Source organism: Streptomyces sp. TE5632, from assembly GCF_054061295.1.
In genome coordinates this window covers 539,586-556,241 of sequence record NZ_JBSSEA010000002.1, presented here as the reverse complement: position 1 = coordinate 556,241, position 16,656 = coordinate 539,586, and the positions used below count along the sequence as shown (strand labels likewise).

General features: G+C 71.3%; 17 protein-coding genes and 1 pseudogene. 12 read left to right on the top strand and 6 right to left on the bottom strand.

Features of this window, described 5'->3' with window-relative positions; genetic code table 11:
* Positions 1 to 24 precede the first annotated feature (24 nt).
* Positions 25 to 426, bottom strand: a complete 402-nt coding sequence (locus ACVW19_RS04605) for a VOC family protein (protein WP_457456801.1) — start codon at positions 424 to 426, stop codon at positions 25 to 27.
* Between the two features lie 93 nt (positions 427 to 519).
* On the opposite strand from ACVW19_RS04605, the gene ACVW19_RS04600 reads away from it, so the two are divergent.
* On the top strand, positions 520 to 1,062 hold the full coding sequence (locus ACVW19_RS04600; protein ID WP_457456799.1) for a GNAT family N-acetyltransferase: 543 nt from the start codon (positions 520 to 522) through the stop codon (positions 1,060 to 1,062).
* A gap of 6 nt (positions 1,063 to 1,068) precedes the next feature.
* On the opposite strand, the gene ACVW19_RS04595 is transcribed toward ACVW19_RS04600, so the two are convergent.
* On the bottom strand, positions 1,069 to 1,752 hold the full coding sequence (locus tag ACVW19_RS04595; protein WP_457456797.1) for a glycerophosphodiester phosphodiesterase: 684 nt from the start codon (positions 1,750 to 1,752) through the stop codon (positions 1,069 to 1,071).
* Between the two features lie 252 nt (positions 1,753 to 2,004).
* On the opposite strand from ACVW19_RS04595, the gene ACVW19_RS04590 reads away from it, so the two are divergent.
* The 3 genes from ACVW19_RS04590 to ACVW19_RS04580 are packed head-to-tail and all read left to right on the top strand — an operon-like array spanning position 2,005 to position 5,257.
* The gene (locus tag ACVW19_RS04590) at positions 2,005 to 3,402 is read left to right on the top strand and encodes a DUF6421 family protein (RefSeq protein ID WP_457456796.1); all 1,398 of its coding nucleotides are present in this window, start codon (positions 2,005 to 2,007) and stop codon (positions 3,400 to 3,402) included.
* Between the two features lie 38 nt (positions 3,403 to 3,440).
* A complete protein-coding gene (locus tag ACVW19_RS04585; protein ID WP_457456794.1) occupies positions 3,441 to 4,187 on the top strand; it encodes an SDR family NAD(P)-dependent oxidoreductase in 747 nt (248 codons plus the stop codon).
* Positions 4,184 to 5,257, top strand: coding sequence for a threonine aldolase family protein (locus ACVW19_RS04580; protein ID WP_457456792.1), 1,074 nt, complete (start codon positions 4,184 to 4,186; stop codon positions 5,255 to 5,257). Before ACVW19_RS04585 ends, ACVW19_RS04580 begins: the two co-directional genes overlap by 4 nt.
* A gap of 96 nt (positions 5,258 to 5,353) precedes the next feature.
* Here the strand turns inward: ACVW19_RS04580 and ACVW19_RS04575 are convergent, their stop codons facing one another.
* The gene (locus ACVW19_RS04575; RefSeq protein ID WP_457456790.1) at positions 5,354 to 6,082 is read right to left on the bottom strand and encodes a lysophospholipid acyltransferase family protein; all 729 of its coding nucleotides are present in this window, start codon (positions 6,080 to 6,082) and stop codon (positions 5,354 to 5,356) included.
* 380 nt (positions 6,083 to 6,462) lie between these two features.
* Between ACVW19_RS04575 and ACVW19_RS04570 the strand changes: the two genes are divergently transcribed.
* The 4 genes from ACVW19_RS04570 (at position 6,463) to ACVW19_RS04555 (ending at position 9,494) form a co-directional block, all read left to right on the top strand.
* A complete protein-coding gene (locus ACVW19_RS04570; RefSeq protein ID WP_457456977.1) occupies positions 6,463 to 6,849 on the top strand; it encodes a thioredoxin family protein in 387 nt (128 codons plus the stop codon).
* 83 nt (positions 6,850 to 6,932) lie between these two features.
* On the top strand, positions 6,933 to 7,460 hold the full coding sequence (locus ACVW19_RS04565) for a flavin reductase family protein (protein ID WP_457456788.1): 528 nt from the start codon (positions 6,933 to 6,935) through the stop codon (positions 7,458 to 7,460).
* Between the two features lie 220 nt (positions 7,461 to 7,680).
* Positions 7,681 to 8,469, top strand: coding sequence for an electron transfer flavoprotein subunit beta/FixA family protein (locus ACVW19_RS04560; protein ID WP_457456787.1), 789 nt, complete (start codon positions 7,681 to 7,683; stop codon positions 8,467 to 8,469).
* Positions 8,470 to 8,531: 62 nt separating this feature from the next.
* Positions 8,532 to 9,494 (top strand): electron transfer flavoprotein subunit alpha/FixB family protein, encoded by a 963-nt coding sequence (locus ACVW19_RS04555; protein ID WP_457456785.1) that lies wholly within the window; start codon positions 8,532 to 8,534, stop codon positions 9,492 to 9,494.
* A gap of 105 nt (positions 9,495 to 9,599) precedes the next feature.
* Here the strand turns inward: ACVW19_RS04555 and ACVW19_RS04550 are convergent.
* Positions 9,600 to 10,501: pseudogene (locus tag ACVW19_RS04550) on the bottom strand (endonuclease/exonuclease/phosphatase family protein); the annotation flags it as partial.
* Positions 10,502 to 10,718: 217 nt separating this feature from the next.
* Here ACVW19_RS04550 and ACVW19_RS04545 point away from each other — a divergent pair.
* Positions 10,719 to 12,023 carry a DUF6986 family protein gene (locus tag ACVW19_RS04545; RefSeq protein WP_457456783.1) on the top strand — a complete coding sequence of 435 codons (1,305 nt, stop codon included), beginning with the start codon at positions 10,719 to 10,721 and terminating at the stop codon, positions 12,021 to 12,023.
* An 18-nt stretch (positions 12,024 to 12,041) separates the two neighbouring features.
* Here the strand turns inward: ACVW19_RS04545 and ACVW19_RS04540 are convergent, their stop codons facing one another.
* Positions 12,042 to 12,869: a hypothetical protein gene (locus ACVW19_RS04540; RefSeq protein WP_457456781.1), complete on the bottom strand. Its 828-nt coding sequence runs from the start codon at positions 12,867 to 12,869 to the stop codon at positions 12,042 to 12,044.
* A gap of 7 nt (positions 12,870 to 12,876) precedes the next feature.
* Positions 12,877 to 13,953 carry a LacI family DNA-binding transcriptional regulator gene (locus ACVW19_RS04535; RefSeq protein ID WP_457456780.1) on the bottom strand — a complete coding sequence of 359 codons (1,077 nt, stop codon included), beginning with the start codon at positions 13,951 to 13,953 and terminating at the stop codon, positions 12,877 to 12,879.
* Positions 13,954 to 14,165: 212 nt separating this feature from the next.
* Between ACVW19_RS04535 and ACVW19_RS04530 the strand changes: the two genes are divergently transcribed.
* The 3 genes from ACVW19_RS04530 (at position 14,166) to ACVW19_RS04520 (ending at position 16,569) form a co-directional block, all read left to right on the top strand.
* Positions 14,166 to 15,119 (top strand): ROK family protein, encoded by a 954-nt coding sequence (locus ACVW19_RS04530; RefSeq protein ID WP_457456778.1) that lies wholly within the window; start codon positions 14,166 to 14,168, stop codon positions 15,117 to 15,119.
* Positions 15,120 to 15,196: 77 nt separating this feature from the next.
* On the top strand, positions 15,197 to 15,388 hold the full coding sequence (locus ACVW19_RS04525) for a hypothetical protein (protein ID WP_457456776.1): 192 nt from the start codon (positions 15,197 to 15,199) through the stop codon (positions 15,386 to 15,388).
* 140 nt (positions 15,389 to 15,528) lie between these two features.
* Positions 15,529 to 16,569 (top strand): NUDIX hydrolase, encoded by a 1,041-nt coding sequence (locus ACVW19_RS04520; RefSeq protein ID WP_457456774.1) that lies wholly within the window; start codon positions 15,529 to 15,531, stop codon positions 16,567 to 16,569.
* Positions 16,570 to 16,656: the final 87 nt, after the last annotated feature.

Genomic DNA, 16,656 nt, shown 5'->3' with positions numbered 1-16,656 from the left:
CCCCCGGGTACCGGATCGCCGGCCTCAGGTTCCCGGCCGGTACCGCAGCGGATGGTCGGCCGGGGTCTCCACCAGGACGATGGGTGTGCCGTCCGGGTCGGCGGTCCACATCTCGATGAGGCCCCACGGCTCCCGCACCGGCGGCCGGACGATCTCGACGCCCTTGTCCCGCAGTTCTTCGTGGGCCGCCGCCACGTCCGCGACCTGGAGCCACAACCGCGCCGCCGTGGCTGCCGGGGCCGCCGGGGTGTCGGAACGGCCGGACAGCTCCAGGAAGCCGCCGCCGAGGAAGTAGACGGTGCCGCGCTCCGGGCCGGTGCCGAACTCGCGGTACACGGCGAGGCCGAGTTGCTCGCCGTAGAAGGCGCGGGAGCGCTCGGGATCGGTGGGGCGCAGCAGAACGCGACTGCCGAGTACATGCACCATGCGGCCGAGCGTAGCGGCCGGGTTAGTCTCTTCCGTGCCCTGGCCACGCCGGGAAGTGATGAAGAGGCGAGCGAGGAACCGGAGAAGCGACCCATGGACACCGTCACCGAGAGCGCACTGACCTTCCGTGACGCCGCCGACGCCGACGTGGACGCTCTCGTCGCGCTGATCGAGTCGGCGTACCGGGGTGACTCCAGCCGGGCCGGGTGGACCACCGAGGCGGACATCCTCGAAGGGCAGCGGACCGACGCCGAGGGGGTGCGGGAGGTCGTCGAGTCGCCGGACAGCCGGCTGCTGACGGTGGAGCGCGAGGGCCGGATCGTCGCCTGCTGCCAGCTCGAACACCGCGGCGACCACGCCTACTTCGGCATGTTCGCGGTCAGCCCCGAGCTCCAGGGCGCCGGGCTCGGCAAGGCGATCATCGCGTACGCGGAGCGCCTGGTGCGCGAGACCTGGGGCGCGAAGGAGATGCACATGACCGTGATCTCGGTGCGCGAGGACCTGATCGCCTGGTACGAGCGGCGTGGCTACCGTCGTACGGGAAGGACGACGCCCTTCCCGTACGGTGACGAGCGGTTCGGCGTTCCGCAACGTGCAGACCTGCGGTTCGAGCTGCTGGTCAAGGAACTGGCCTGACGGCCCTCACGCGGTGAAGCGGCCGGTGCGCTTGATCTCCGGGTAGTCGGTGGTCGCGCCGTCGAGTCCGAGGGCCCGGACCAGTCTGAGGTGGTCCTGCGTGTTCACCACCCAGCCGATGATCCTCAGGTCCGCCTTGCGGGCCAGCTCGACGACCTCCAGGGTGAGGCGGCGGATGTTCAGGCAGACGGTCGCCGCGCCGGCGCCGACCGCCCGCTCCACGATCTCCGTGTTGTAGCGGCTCGCGACGAGCGCGGTGCGCACCCCCGGCACCAGGCGCGCGATCTCGGCGATCGCGTCGTCGTGGAACGAGGACACCTCGATCCGGTCCGTCAGGCCCCGCCGGTTCATCACCTCGGCCAGGGCCCTGGCTGCCTGTACGTCCTTGATCTCGGCCTGCAGCGGTGCGTGGACGGCGTCCAGCACCTCCTCGAAGACGGGGACGTGCTCGCCGCGGCCGGCGTCCAGGGCGCGTAGTTCGGCGACGGTCCGGTCGGCGATCGGGCCCGTGCCGTCCGTCGTGCGGTCCAGTTCCGCGTCGTGCATGACGACGAGCTCGCCGTCCTTGCTCAGATGCAGATCGAGTTCGATGACGTCGAGGCCGGCCTCCTGGGCGGCGACGAAGGACCGAAGGGTGTTCTCGGGCTCGACACCCATGACTCCGCGGTGACCGATGGTGAGGAAGTTCAAGATCCGACTCGCTTCCGTCGACGGCGGCGCAGGGCCGCGTCCCTACGGCCCTCCTGGACCGTATCGCCTGTGCCCGTTCCGTCCAGACGCTGAACATCATTTTTGAGGAGTGTCACCCACTCGTGTGATGGGCAGGAAAAAATGCGGTGACGACCGGGGTGGCGCAGGATGATTTACGGAGGCTCCCCTTGCTGGGAGAAACCCCGTACGTATACGGTCGGCGCACGAAGTTTCTTTGGCGGAGGATGGGACATGACGGAAGTTCTTGCGCGGGTGGGCACGGAGAGAAACGTTTCTCCGACGGCGAGGGTGGTCGAGCACCCGGCATGGCCCGTGCTCAAGGATGCCGTGCAACGGATCCGGCCCTGGCAGGCGAAGGACGGCTCGATCGACTTCGACGCCGAGGACGCCCCGGCCCGCGCCGAGGCCGAGGCCGCGGTGCGCCGGGTGACCGACGCGCTCGACGAGCTGTCCCCGCTGCTCCCGCACGACCGCGCCTACCACGAGGCCCTGGTGAAGGATCTGCGCCGCTGGGCCGAGGGCGGCTTCGAGGTGCCCGACTTCCTCGACTCGCTGCTGGCCTTCCACCCGGCGGCACACCGCGAGGACGGCCTCCAGCACCTGGTCGTCTTCCCGATGTACACGCAGAACGGCAACCCGGACCGCAACCTCGAGGCGGTCGTGCTGCGCATGGTCTGGCCCGACTGGTTGGCCGAGCTGGAGCGCACCCGCTACGACAACCCGCTGTTCTGCGGCATCTCGTTCGAGGACTTCACCGCGGGCTACGACACCAACTCCGCGGTGCTCTTCCCCGAGACCATCGCCGTGCGCGAGGCCCCCGAGCGGTTCACCTGGGGCGGCATCTTCTGCGACCGCGAGGCCGCCCGCTTCCGCCGGGTGACCGCCGCCGCCGTCGACATCCTGGGCCTCGAGCTGCCCGCGGACGTCGCCGCGATGGTGCACGACCAGAAGCGGTGCGAAGAGGCGTTCGTGCTCTGGGACATGGTGCACGACCGCACGCACAGCCATGGCGACCTGCCCTTCGACCCGTTCATGATCAAGCAGCGCCAGCCGTTCTGGATGTACGGCTTGGAGGAGCTGCGCTGCGACCTCACCGCCTTCAAGGAGGCCGTCAAGCTGGCCGGCGACGGCGTCCCGCAGGCACGTGACGTGCAGGTCGCGGTGCTGTTCGACCGGATGTTCCGCTTCCCGGTCACCGGCGAGCGGGTCCGCAACTACGACGGCCTCGGCGGCCAGCTGCTCTTCGCCTACCTGCACAAGCACGATGTCGTCCGCTGGACCGACAACAAGCTCAGCATCGACTGGGACCGCGCTCCACAGGTCACCAACCAGCTGTGCGCCGAGATCGAGACGCTGTACCGCGACGGCATCGACCGCCCGAAACTCGTCCACTGGTTCGCCGGCTACGAACTGGTCTCCACCTACCTCTCCCCGCACCCGGGATCCAAGTGGGCCAAGGGCCCCGAGGCACTGGACCTGACGCAGCCGCCGCGGAAACTCGTCGATGACGTGCTTCCGGACGAGTTTCCGCTGAGCATGTTCTATGAGGCACTGTCCAAGAAGCTGAAGAACGTGATCGCCTCCACTCGGGGCATCACGGCGGACAGCGCCGAGCGGGTCGCCGCGTGAGCGATCTCGTTCACAACACTGTTCAGGAGGCGAGGACCATGGGGAACGGGGCGCTCGACGGTGCGGTGATCGCGGTGGCCGGCGCGGGGGGACCCGCGGGGCGTGCGGCACTGCTCAGGCTGGCCGAGGCGGGGGCGACGGTGATCGGCTCCGACAACGACCCGGAGCGACTGGCGGAGGCCGTGGACGCGGCGCGCTACGCGCACGGCGGGGCCACCGTCACCGGTGACACGGTCGACCTGCTCGACCTGGAAGCCACCCGCGAGTGGGCCGGCCGCACCGAGAAGGAGTTCGGCCGGGTCGACGGCCTGGTCCACATGGTCGGCGGCTGGCGCGGCAGCGAAACCTTCACCAAGACCAAACTGGACGACTGGGACCTGCTGGAGCTGCTGTTGGTGCGCACCGTGCTGCACACCTCCCTCGCCTTCCACGAGGCGCTCCAGCGCAGCGACCGCGGCCGGTACGTCCTGATCAGCGCGGCCGGCGCCAGCAAGCCCACCGCGGGCAACGCCGCCTACGCCGCCGCCAAGGCCGCCGCCGAGGCGTGGACGCTGGCCATGGCCGACTACTTCCGCAAGGCCGGGGGCGAGCACGGGGCCACCTCGGCGGCTGCGATCCTGGTGGTGAAGGCGTTGGTGCACGACGCGATGCGTGCCGACCGCCCCAACGCGAAGTTCGCGGGCTTCACGGACGTCAAGGACCTCGCCGAGGCCGTCGTCGGCGTCTGGGACAAGCCCGCCGCGGAAGTGAACGGAACCCGTCTGTGGCTCACCGAGAAGCCGTGAACCCACCCAGGACCGACGCGCGTCGCCATCACGACCCGGACGTCCGTGGTTTCGCCAGCGACAACTACGCCGGGGCCCACCCGGAGGTGCTCGCCGCCCTGGCCCTGGCCAACGGCGGACACCAGGTCGCGTACGGCGAGGACGCGTACACGGAGAACCTCCAGCAGGTGATCCGCAGCCACTTCGGCCCCACCGCCGAGGCCTTCCCGGTCTTCAACGGCACCGGCGCCAACGTCGTCGCGCTCCAGGCGGTCACCGACCGCTGGGGCGCGGTGATCTGCGCCGAGAGCGCCCACATCAACGTGGACGAGGGCGGGGCACCGGAGCGGGTCGGCGGCATCAAACTGCTCACCGTGCCCACCCCGGACGGCAAGCTCACCCCTGAGCTGATCGACCGGCAGGCGTACGGCTGGGACGACGAGCACCGTGCCATGCCGCAGGTGGTGTCCATAACCCAGGCCACCGAGCTGGGCACGGTGTACACCCCGGACGAGATCCGTGCCCTCTGCGAGCACGCGCACGCCCGCGGCATGAAAGTGCACGTCGACGGCTCCCGGCTGGCCAACGCCGCCGCCACCCTGGACGTGCCGATGCGCACCTTCACCAACGCGGCCGGCGTCGACCTGCTCTCCCTGGGCGGCACCAAGAACGGCGCCCTGTTCGGAGAGGCCGTCGTCGTACTGAACCCGGACGGCATCCGGCACATGAAGCACCTGCGCAAGCTGTCCATGCAGCTCGCCTCGAAGATGCGCTTCGTCTCGGTGCAGCTGGAGGCCCTGCTGGCCCGGGACCTGTGGCTGCGCAACGCCCGGCACGCCAACGAGATGGCCCAGCGCCTCGCCGAGGGGGTACGCGCCGTGCACGGCGTGGAGATCCTCCACCCGGTACAGGCCAACGCGGTCTTCGCCCGCCTGCCGCACGACGTGAGCGAGCGGCTGCAGAAGCGCTTCCGCTTCTACTTCTGGGACGAGGCCGCCGGCGACGTCCGCTGGATGTGCGCCTTCGACACGACCGAGGACGACGTGGACACGTTCGTGGCGGCGCTCAAGGAGGAGATGGCACACGCGTAGCGACTGCGTGGATGTGCGGCCGATCGAGAACGTGTTGACGCTCGATCGGCCGCGCTCTTGCGGGTGCCCCCCGTCCCCGGAGGGGTTCGTTCGGGCTCAGCGTGCCTCGGCCTCGCGGACCTGTTCCGGCGTCGGGGCCGTCCCGCCGAGGTGCGCCGGCATCCACCAGGTGTCGTCCTGGCCCCTGGGACGCACCGGGTAGGCACGCTGCGCGGCCTCCAGCAGCTCCTGGACGCGTTCCCGCAGCTGCCGGGTGATCGCGCCCGCGTACTTGTCCCTGGACGCCTCGAGCGCCTCACCGACACGGATGGTGATCGGGGTGTGGCTGCGCTTGAAGTTGCGGGGGTGGCCCTTGGTCCACAGCCGCTGGGTGCCCCACACCGCCATCGGGATCAGCGGTACGCCGGCCTCCTGCGCCAGGCGCGCGGCACCCGACTTGAAGCTCTTCAACGTGAACGACTGCGAGATGGTCGCCTCCGGGAAGACCCCCACGATCTCGCCGGACCGCAGCGAGTCGAGCGCGTGCGCGTACGCCGTCTCGCCCTGCTTGCGGTCCACGGGGATGTGCTTCATCCCGCGCATCAGCGGACCGGAGACCCGGTGCCGGAACACGGACTCCTTCGCCATGAAGCGCACGAGGCGCTTCTGCGGAAGGGCGGCGAGCCCGTTGAAGACGAAGTCCAGGTAGCTGATGTGGTTGCTCACCAGCACGGCGCCGCCCGATCGCGGGATGTTCTCCGAACCCCGGCAGTCGATCTTGAGGTCCCACACCTTGAACAGAGTCTGGGCGAAACCGATCACGGGGCGGTAGACGAGTTCTGCCATGGGCGGGGTGGAACCCTTCCTGCTCTGCCTGGGAAGGGGGACTCCCAGTCGAAGTTACGCAGCCGTAGGTTTACGGCTTGTCGCTGATGGTGCCCCAAGAACGACTGGCGGACCAGCCCTGACGGCCACCTTCGGCGAGATTCTTGTCACGTCCACCCCCTTGATCCACCTCGGGCTTTTGCGTCGCCATTACCCCGTGTGCGCCGTCATCCGCCGCGGGAGCAGGTACATCTCGCGGCCCTCCCGCGTCGATGTCCATGGATCACGTGTTCCCGTACGGAAACCCGGAGGAGGCACCGGGGAATCTTTGCGGTCTCGTGAACGCTACGAAGAGTCGGTGACCGGACTGACCGGACTGACGGTACTGACGGTGTGTGCCGGTGCTTGCGGCGGCGAGTGCCCACGGAGTGCCGCAGCGGCGGCGGAGCAGGAGAGTGCGAGTGCGCGGGCGGGACGACGGCAAGCGGCTCCGAGCGCCGGAGCTCGGCTCGGAACTGGGTGAACGCGCCACGCTGGTGCAGTTCTCCAGTGCCTTCTGCGCGCCCTGCCGGGCGACCCGGCGGGTGCTCGGAGAGGTGGCCGGCCTGGTCCCGGGCGTGGCCCATGTGGAGATCGACGCCGAGGCCCACCTGGACCTCGTGCGCCGGCTCGAGATCCTCAGGACGCCGACGGTGCTGGTCCTCGACGCCGACGGCCGTGTCGTGCGGCGGGCCACCGGGCAGCCGCGCAAGGCCGATGTGATCGCCGCGCTGGGGGAGGCGGTGTGACGGAGGGACGCCCCACCGTGAGTCATCTCCCACATCCCGGGACCGACTTGACGGTACGTGGCGCCTGTCGTCAGCCTGACGCCATGTTCTCGGCGTACTCGAAGTGCTCGGAACTCCTTCACCCACGGTGGGCGCCCGCCTCGCCGGAGCTGTTGCGCTCCGTCTTCCGGCAGCACGCGGCGGGCGTGGCGGTGATCACCGCGCGCGGGGAGTCCGGCCCGGTCGGCTTCACCGCCACCTCCCTCGCCTCGGTCTCGGCCGATCCCCCCTTGCTCTCCTTCGGCGTCGGCACCGGGGGTGCCAGCTGGCCCGTCATCGCCGAGAGCGATCACGTCGGGGTCCATGTGTTGGGCGAGCACCAGCGGGAGCTGGCGGCCACCTTCGCCCGCCCCGGCGCCGACCGCTTCGGCGCGGCCACCGCCTGGCACGAGGGCCCCGAGGGCGTCCCCGTGCTGGACGACGTCCTCGCCTGGACGGTGTGCGCGGTGCTGACCCGCGTGCCCGCCGGTGACCACCGGATCGTGCTGGCCGAGGTCCTGCTCGGCGACCACACCGGCCCCGGTCGGCCCCTTGTGCACCATCAGGGCCGTTTCCGCGCACTGCGTGACTGACCGGGCCAGGGGGCCCTGCTGCGGGCCCGTCGGGTTCCGGTTACGCTGCGTTGCGAAGGTCACAGTTCAAAGCGCTTGCTCAGCGGGAAAGAACTGGGTGTACTGGCGAGTAATATTTCGTTGGGAAGAGTGCTTCGCCCCGATCGGGAACGGCCGTTTGAGGCGCTTATGCTGCCTGAAGGCAGGCAGCCAGAAATGACGATGCAGTAGGAGAGCCGGCGTGAGCTTGAGGATCGTTGTCACCGTGAAGTATGTGCCCGACGCCACGGGCGACCGGCACTTCGCCGAGGACCTGACCGTCGACCGGGACGACGTGGACGGTCTGCTCTCCGAGCTGGACGAGTACGCGGTCGAGCAGGCGCTGCAGATCGCGGAGAACTCCGACGACGACGTGGAGATCACCGTGCTGACGGTGGGCCCGGAGGATGCCAAGGACGCGCTGCGCAAGGCGCTGTCCATGGGCGCGGACAAGGCGATCCACGTCGAGGACGACGACCTGCACGGCACCGACGCGATCGGCACCTCGCTGGTGCTGGCCAGGGCGATCGAGAAGGCCGGCTACGACCTGGTGATCTCCGGCATGGCCTCCACCGACGGCGTCATGGGGGTGGTGCCGGCGCTGCTCGCCGAGCGCCTGGGCGTGCCGCAGGTCACGCTGCTGTCGGAGGTGGCCCTCGAGGACGGCACCGTCAGGGGCCGCCGGGACGGCGACGCCGCGACCGAGCAGCTTCAGGCGTCCCTGCCGGCCATCGTGTCGGTCACCGACCAGTCGGGCGAGGCGCGCTACCCGTCGTTCAAGGGCATCATGGCGGCGAAGAAGAAGCCGGTGACCTCCTGGGACCTGTCCGACCTCGACCTCGAGGCCGACGAGGTCGGCCTGGCCGGCGCCTACACCGTGGTCGAGTCGGCGACCGAGCGCCCGGCCCGCAGCGCGGGCACGATCGTCAAGGACGAGGGCGAGGGCGGCAAGCAGCTCGCCGAGTTCCTCGCGAGCCAGAAGTTCGTCTGAGCCACGCGGCTCGAGCTCGCTTTTCGCCCCTCATCTTTCGCAAGCAGGAGAGAAGAAGTCCCATGGCTGAAGTTCTCGTCTACGTCGACCACGCCGGCGGCGCGGTCCGCAAGCCGACCCTGGAGCTGCTGACGCTGGCCCGCCGGATCGGTGAGCCGGTCGCCGTCGTGCTGGGCGCCGGCGCCGCCGGCACCGCCGCCGTGCTGGCCGAGCACGGCGCGGCGCGGGTCCTCACCCACGAGGCCGCCGAGTACGCCGACTACCTGGTGGTGCCGAGGGTGGACGCGCTGCAGGCCGCGGCCGCGCAGATCTCCCCGGCCGCCGTGCTGGTCTCCTCGTCCGCCGAGGGCAAGGAGATCGCGGCCCGCCTGGCGCTGCGCCTGGGCTCGGGCGTGATCACCGACGCCGTCGACCTGGAGGCCGGCGAGGCGGGTCCGGTGGCCGTGCAGTCGGTGTTCGCCGCCGCGTTCACCACCCGCTCCCGGGTCTCCCGGGGCACCCCGGTCATCACGGTCAAGCCGAACAGCGCGGCCGTGGAGCCGGCCCCGGCCGCCGGTGCGGTCGAGGCGCTGAACGTCACGTTCTCCGCGCAGGCCACCGGCACCAAGGTCGTCGCGCGGACGCCGCGGGAGTCGACGGGCCGTCCGGAGCTGACCGAGGCGGCGATCGTGGTCTCCGGTGGCCGCGGGGTGGGCGGCGCGGAGAACTTCGCGGTGATCGAGGCGCTGGCCGACTCGCTCGGCGCGGCGGTGGGTGCCTCGCGGGCCGCGGTGGACGCGGGCTGGTACCCGCACACCAGCCAGGTCGGCCAGACCGGCAAGAGTGTCTCGCCGCAGCTGTACGTGGCCGCCGGGATCTCCGGTGCGATCCAGCACCGGGCGGGCATGCAGACCTCGAAGACGATCGTGGCGGTCAACAAGGACGCCGAGGCCCCGATCTTCGACCTGGTCGACTACGGCGTGGTCGGCGACCTGTTCGACGTCGTCCCGCAGCTCACCGAGGAGATCAAGGCCCGCAAGGGCTGACCGTCCCCGTACCGTACGAGGCCCCCGCGACCGCACCTCGAGTTTCCGTGGTCGTGGGGGCCTCGGCCTGTCCCGGCACATCCTGTTCCGGTACGGCGCCGTCCATCCCAAGATGAGCGACGCCTGTACCGGCAGATGGTCGCTCGGGAACCGGCCGTCCAGGGCGAAGGTGTTGACCGAGGCGTGGTGCACCGTGGCGCCGGGTGTGGTCAGGATCCAGTCGATGCGGGCGCCACCCGGCACAAGCGGCCCGTACCCGTGGAACGTCCCGTAGGACTCGCTCCGGTCGGCCGCCGCGTCCCAGGTGTCGACGAGGCCGGCGCCCAGCAGCGTGTCGTACACCGGGTTCCCGTGGGCGGCGACGTTGAAGTCCCCCGTCACGACCACCGGCAGGGAGCGCGCGAGCCCGGCGACGCGCTCGGCGATCAGGGCGGCGGCCCGCTCGCGTGCGTACTGGCTGGCGTTGTCCAGATGGGTGTTGAGGACGTAGAACTCCCGGTCACCGGCGCGCAGATCGCGGAAGCGGACCCAGGTGACCATGCGGAGGTGGGCGCTGCCCCAGGTGTTCGAGGCGATCGTGTACGGCGTGTCGGACAGCCAGAAGTGGTCGTACTCCAGCGGGACGAGCCGGCGGGTGTCGTAGAGGACCGCCATGAGCTCGTCGCGGCTGCCGCCCGCCCGGCCGACGCCGATCCAGTCGTAGGACGGCCCCAGGTCGGCCTCGATGTCGCGCAACTGCTGGTGGAGGCCCTCCTGGGTGCCGATGAAGTGCGGCTGCTCGCGGCGCAGCAGCCGGCGCGTCACGGGCCTGCGGGCGGCCCAGCTGTGGGGCTCCGCCGTACTCGCGAAGCGCAGGTTGAACGACATGGCCTCCAGCGGCCGACCCGGACGTTCCCGGGCCGAGGCGGGCTCGGGGGCAGTGCTGTACTGGAGAGCGGGAGCGCGACGGAGGCGGCGAGCGCGGTTCTCAGTCCCAGGCGGCGCGTGACTCGGCTGTGGTTCGGCACAGAAGCTCCTTCGCTGGTGCTGTGCGGCGGTTTCCGGGCGAGTCGGGCGGAGGAAGCGAGTACAGACAGTGCCAGATGAACGGGGACATGCCGAGACGGTGAAGCGGATCGGAGCGTGAGCGAGGCGTAAGACGGTGTTGACCGGTGGGGAGATCGCCCGATAGCTTCGTTCAACGGATTGTTGATTCCGTATCGCGGAAGATTAGGCGGGTGTGCGATGCCCCAGGGCCGGCAGGAGCAGGTCGCGACGAGTCTCACGGACGCCGTCGGCGCGGAGATCGGCGCCTCCCTGGCGCCCGTCGACGCCGAACTGGCGCGGCGCTACCCCGGAGACCCCGGCACCCGTCAGCCCGTCCACACCGTCTACGTCCCCGGTGACACCTTCACCGCCGGGACCCTCCGCTCCTGGGGCGACCAGGCCCTGGCCGCGCTCGACGAACACGCCCCGGACGCCGCCTCGTTCGCCGACGCCATCGGGCTGGACCACGCACTCGCCGAGGACGTGTACGGTCGCGTCCGCTCGAAGCTGGAGCGCGAGCCCGTCGAGGATCTGCGCGTCGACTTCGAGGACGGCTACGGCAACCGCCCCGACGCCGAGGAGGACGAGGCCGCCGCCCGCGCGGCCCGGCTGATCGCCCAGGCGTACCGGGACGGCACGGCCGCCCCCTGCATGGGTATCCGGATGAAGTGCCTCGAGGCCGCCGTGCGCGACCGGGGCATCCGCACCCTCGACATCTTCCTCACCGGCCTGGCCGAGGCCGGCCCGCTGCCCGCCGGACTGGTGCTGACACTGCCCAAGGTCACCTACCCCGAGCAGGTCACCGCCATGGTGCGGCTCCTCGAGGCATTCGAGAAGGCGCGCGGCCTCGAGCCCGGCCGGCTCGGCTTCGAGATCCAGATCGAGACCAGCCAGGCTATCCTCGCCGCCGACGGCACCACCACCGTCGCCCGGATGATCCAGGCCGCCAAGGGCCGTGCCACCGGACTGCACTACGGCACCTTCGACTACAGCGCCTGCCTCGGTGTCTCCGCGGCCCACCAGGCCAGTGACCATCCGGCCGCCGACCACGCCAAGGCCGTCATGCAGGTCGCCGCCGCGGGCACCGGCGTACGCCTCTCGGACGGCTCCACCAACGTCCTGCCCGTCGGCCCGACCGCACAGGTCCACGCGGCCTGGCGGCTGCACCACCGCCTCACCCGCCGCGCCCTCGCCCGCGCCTACTACCAGGGCTGGGACATGCACCCCGGTCACCTCCCCACCCGTTACGCGGCCGTCTTCGCCTTCTACCGCGAGGGCTTCGAGCAGGCCGCCGCCCGGCTCGCCCGGTACGTCGCCCGGACCGCCGGTGACGTCATGGACGAGCCCGCCACCGCGAAGGCCCTCGCCGGACACCTGCTGCGCGGCCTGGACTGCGGCGCCCTGGACATCGCCGAGGTCGCGCGGGCGACCGGCCTCACCCGCGCCGACCTGGAGGGCTTCGCGTCCCCGCGCCACGGCGGCCTGACGGCCTCCGCCCAGTAGTCCCGTCGCCGGTGTCGGCTACGTGCGGGGCGGCGACAGCGACGCACCGGTGCCCGGGCTCCCCGCCCGCTGGGACCGTACGTACCGCTCCAGACCCGACGCCGTCACCAGGTGCTCCTCGGCGAACACCCGCGTGCCCCGCGCGCACAGCAGACGGTCGGCACGGGCCCGCGCACTGAACTGTTCGGCGGAGACGCCGAACAGTTCCCGCAACCTCCTTGATCCCATGAGGAGTTCGGTGAGCAGGGGGCGCTGCCCGCAGTGGGTGCGCGGGGCTCCGGTGCCGTCGTGGAGGACGCCGTGCCGGTTGACGTAGGCGTGGGCGCCGGGGAGCGGGGTGCCGTCGGGGAGTTCCACGCGGACGTCGGGTGCGGGCAGCCAGGCGCGGTCGTAGTTGCCGTCCGGCAGCGGCACGCCCTCGCTCGCGTCGATCACCGAGAGCTGCTCGGCGTCGAGCCAGATCACGAACAACTCCCGCTCGACACCAGGAGCCTTGACCGGAGAAGCGGACACATAGCCCATCCGGCTCACATGTGCCGAGACGCCCACGTCGACACCGGTCACCCGGGCCCGCACCATGGGGACGGGCGAGGAGATTCCGAACCGGGCCATCTTGTATCGCAATTGGCCGGGGCTGGCGTTGGAACCGAAGGCGAGGACGGGCACCCGGTCCTCGTGGACCAGGCGGTCCAGCGGCAGCAGCCGGTCCCCGTCGAGCAGCCCCGACTCCCGGGGCCACGGCCCCGGATACAGCAACGGATGCTCGCGTGGCGCCTCGGCCAGGCCCAGTGCCCGCAGCGTGCGTCCTGCGGGACCCGGGTCGCCGGTGCGGTCCTCGGTGGACACCGCGGGCTCAGTCCGCCGGGGGCAGCTCACCGGAGCCGCGTGTGATCAGCCGGGTCGGCAGCTCGATGCGCTCGGGAGCGAGCAGGGTGCCGTCCAGCTGGCGGAAGAGGCGCTCGGCCGCGGTCCGGCCGAGGGCCGCCGCGTCCTGGGCGACGACCGTGACGCCCGGCTGGAGCAGATCGGCGAGTTCGATGTCGTCGAAGCCGACGAGCGCGACCTGACGGGACTGCTCGGCCAGGACCCGGATCACGGTGACGGTGACCCGGTTGTTGCCCGCGAAGACCGCGGTGACCGGGTCCGGGTGGGAGAGCATCTCCTCGGTGGCCCGGCGCACCCGCTCGGGGTCGGTGACGCCGAGGGAGATCCAGGCGTCCTCCACCTGTATACCCGCGTCCTCCATGGCGGCGCGGTAACCGCGCAGCCGCTCGGACGCGGTGTGGATGCCGGGCATGTCACCGATGAAACCGATTCTCCGGTGCCCGTGGGTGATCAGATGCGCCACGCCGTCACGGGCACCGCCGAAGTTGTCCGAGAGGACGACGTCGGCGTCGATACGGCCGGCCGGCCGGTCCACGAAGACCGTGGCGACGCCCGCCTTGAGTTCCGGTTCGAGATACCGGTGGTCGTCACCGGCCGGAATCACCACCAGCCCGTCCACCCGGCGGGCGCACAGCGCCAGCACCAGCTCCTGTTCACGGTCGGCGTCCTCCGCGCTGGAGCCGTTGATCAGCAGTGCGCCGTGCGCGCGGGCGACCTCCTCGACCGCCCGGCTCAGCGGACCGTAGAAGGGGTCCGCGAGATCCTCTAGGACCAGGCCGACACTGGCGGTGCTGCCTTTGCGGAGCACCCGGGCGCTGTCGTTGCGGCGGAAACCGAGGGCGTCGATGGACTCCTGCACCCGGCGCTCCGTCTCCGGCGTTACCCCGGGCTCGCCGTTGACCACTCGCGAGACCGTCTTCAGGCCGACCCCGGCGCGGGCCGCCACGTCCTTCATGGTCGGACGGTTGCCGTAACGGGACCCTGAGAGGCGGTTGGTGCGGCGGGGCGTCTCCGGCACGGTGCGGTGTCCTGTCCTGTCGACCACGGGATGCGTGGATCCATGGGCTTGTATGAGGATGTGGCGTCGAGCATAGAGCCTGGACAACGTTGTCAGGCTCGGGGGACACTGTCCACCGCGCACTCCGGCCCGCAGATCACCGCGAGATCGAGGTGTGGCTCGCCCCTGTGTGTCGGTTCCTGGCCGGGCATGGGTCATTTCGGCGCGTTTCTCATGGTTGACGGGGAGATCCGACACTGATGCACACAGACCTCGTGGCGGCGCTCGACATCGGCGGTACCAAGATCGCCGGTGCACTGGTGGACGGCCATGGCCGGATCCTGGTCCGTGCCCAGCGGCCGACACCCGCCGAGGAGGACGGCGACACCGTGATGAGGCAGGTCGGGGCGGTGCTGGCAGAGCTCACCGCGTCCCCGCTGTGGGGGAACGCGGGCGCGGTCGGCATCGGCAGCGCGGGCCCCGTGGACGCCTCGGCGGGCACCGTGAGCCCGGTGAACGTGCCCGGCTGGCGCGACTACCCGCTGGTCGCCGGGGTCAGGGCGGCGACCGGCGGGCTGCCCGTGGAACTGATCGGCGACGGTGTGGCGATCACCGCGGCCGAACACTGGCAGGGCGCCGCCCGCGGCCATGACAACGCGTTGTGCATGGTCGTCTCGACCGGGGTCGGCGGCGGACTGGTGCTGGGCGGCCGGCTGCACCCCGGGCCGACCGGCAACGCGGGGCACATCGGCCACATCAGTGTGGATCTCGACGGCGATCCGTGCCCGTGCGGCTCACGCGGCTGCGTGGAACGCATCGCGAGCGGCCCCAACATCGCCCGACGGGCCCTGGAGAACGGCTGGCGTCCCGGACCGGACGGCGACACCTCCGCCGCCGCGGTGGCCGCCGCCGCCCGGGCCGGGGATCCGGTGGCCGTGGCGTCGTTCGCCCGGGCCGCGCGGGCACTGGCAGCCGGGATCGCGGCCACCGCGACCCTCGTCGAGATCGACATCGCCGTGGTCGGCGGGGGAGTGGGCAAGGCGGGCGAGGTCCTCTTCGCGCCTCTGCGACAGGCCCTGACCGAGTACGCGACCCTGTCCTTCGTCCAGCGGCTCGTGGTGACACCGGCGCAGATGGGCACCGACGCCGGCCTGGTGGGCGCGGCGGCCGCGGCGCTGGCGAAGCGGAAGGACCCGGCCGCCGCGGGCGTCTGAGGGCGGCCGGCCACACGCGCCACGCCGCATTGCCCGCGCCGCGTGACCCCGAGGCGGTTTCGGCAGTTGAGCCCGGTATGAAGAAGCGCAGCATGCTCGCCATCGCCTCCCTCGCCACCGGCTTCGTCGTCGCGGCGGTCACCCCCTCGCACGCGCTCGGTGAGAGCCTCGACGGCCTCCCCGCCGGCGACGCCCTCAGCACCCTCGACCGGACCGTCGCCGACGAGAGCCCGGTCCTCGCCGACGACGACCGGGAGGCCAGGGGCTGACGGGCCCCACCACGAACCCCACGGCGCCGACGCCTCGGAAGGGGGCGTCGGCGCCGTCGTTGTGCGTTCTCAACTGGGGCTGGTTTCCGTGGCAGGGTGGAGCGGGCAAGCCACAGGGGGCCGACAGAAGAGGGGGAACCGTGATCGTCTGGATCAACGGTGCGTTCGGTGCGGGGAAGACCACGACCGCACGGGAACTGATCGAACTGATCCCGAACAGCGCGCTCTTCGACCCCGAGGTCGTCGGCGGGGCGCTGGGCCATCTGCTTCCGCCCAAACACCTCGCCGAGGTCGGCGACTACCAGGACCTTCCCATCTGGCGTCGGCTGGTGATAGACACGGCGGCGGCGATGCTCGCCGAACTCGGCGGGACCCTCGTCGTTCCGATGACCCTGCTGAGACAGGAGTACCGGGACGAGATCTTCGGCGGCCTCGCGGCCCGCCGCATTCCGGTCCGGCATGTTCTCCTCGCTCCGGCGGAAACGATCCTGCGCGAGCGAATAGCGGGCCGGGAGGTCCCACCGGACCTCCCGGACGGCGAGATGCGGGTACGGCAGTGGTCCTACGACCACATCGAGCCGTACCGGGCGGCCCTGGCCTCCTGGCTCACCGCCGACGCCTACCCGGTCGACACCGGCCCGCTGACTCCGTACGCCACCGCCGTCCGCATCGCCGAGGCGGTCGGTAACGGAGAGGTGCCCGCCTGCGACATCGTGCAGACGCCCGAGCCGACCGCCGAGACCGTGGCCGCCGGTGTCCTCCTCTTCGACGAGCGGGACAGAGTGCTTCTCGTCGACCCGACCTACAAGCCGGGCTGGGAGTTCCCGGGCGGAGTCGTCGAACCCGGTGAGGCACCCGCGCGGGCGGGCATGCGCGAGGTCGCCGAGGAGACCGGGATCCGCCTCGACGACGTGCCGGCGTTGCTCGTCGTCGACTGGGAACCACCCGCGCCGCCCGCTTACGGCGGTCTGCGTCTGCTCTTCGACGGCGGTCGTCTCGACGCCGCCGACGCCGCGCGGCTGCTGCTGCCCGGCCCCGAACTGCGCGACTGGCGTTTCGTCTCCGAGACGGAGGCCGCCGACATGCTGCCCCCGGTGCGCTACGAGCGCCTCCGCCGCGCCCTGCGGGCACGGGAACGCGGGAAGGCCGCGTACCTGGAAGCGGGGGTGCCGGTCGGCTGAGGAGGGGGCGCGGCACGGCGGCGAACCGGCCGTCCTCCGTGGGCCCGGCGGGACGTCCCGGCCGCGTCCGCCGCCCGCGCGGAGCGT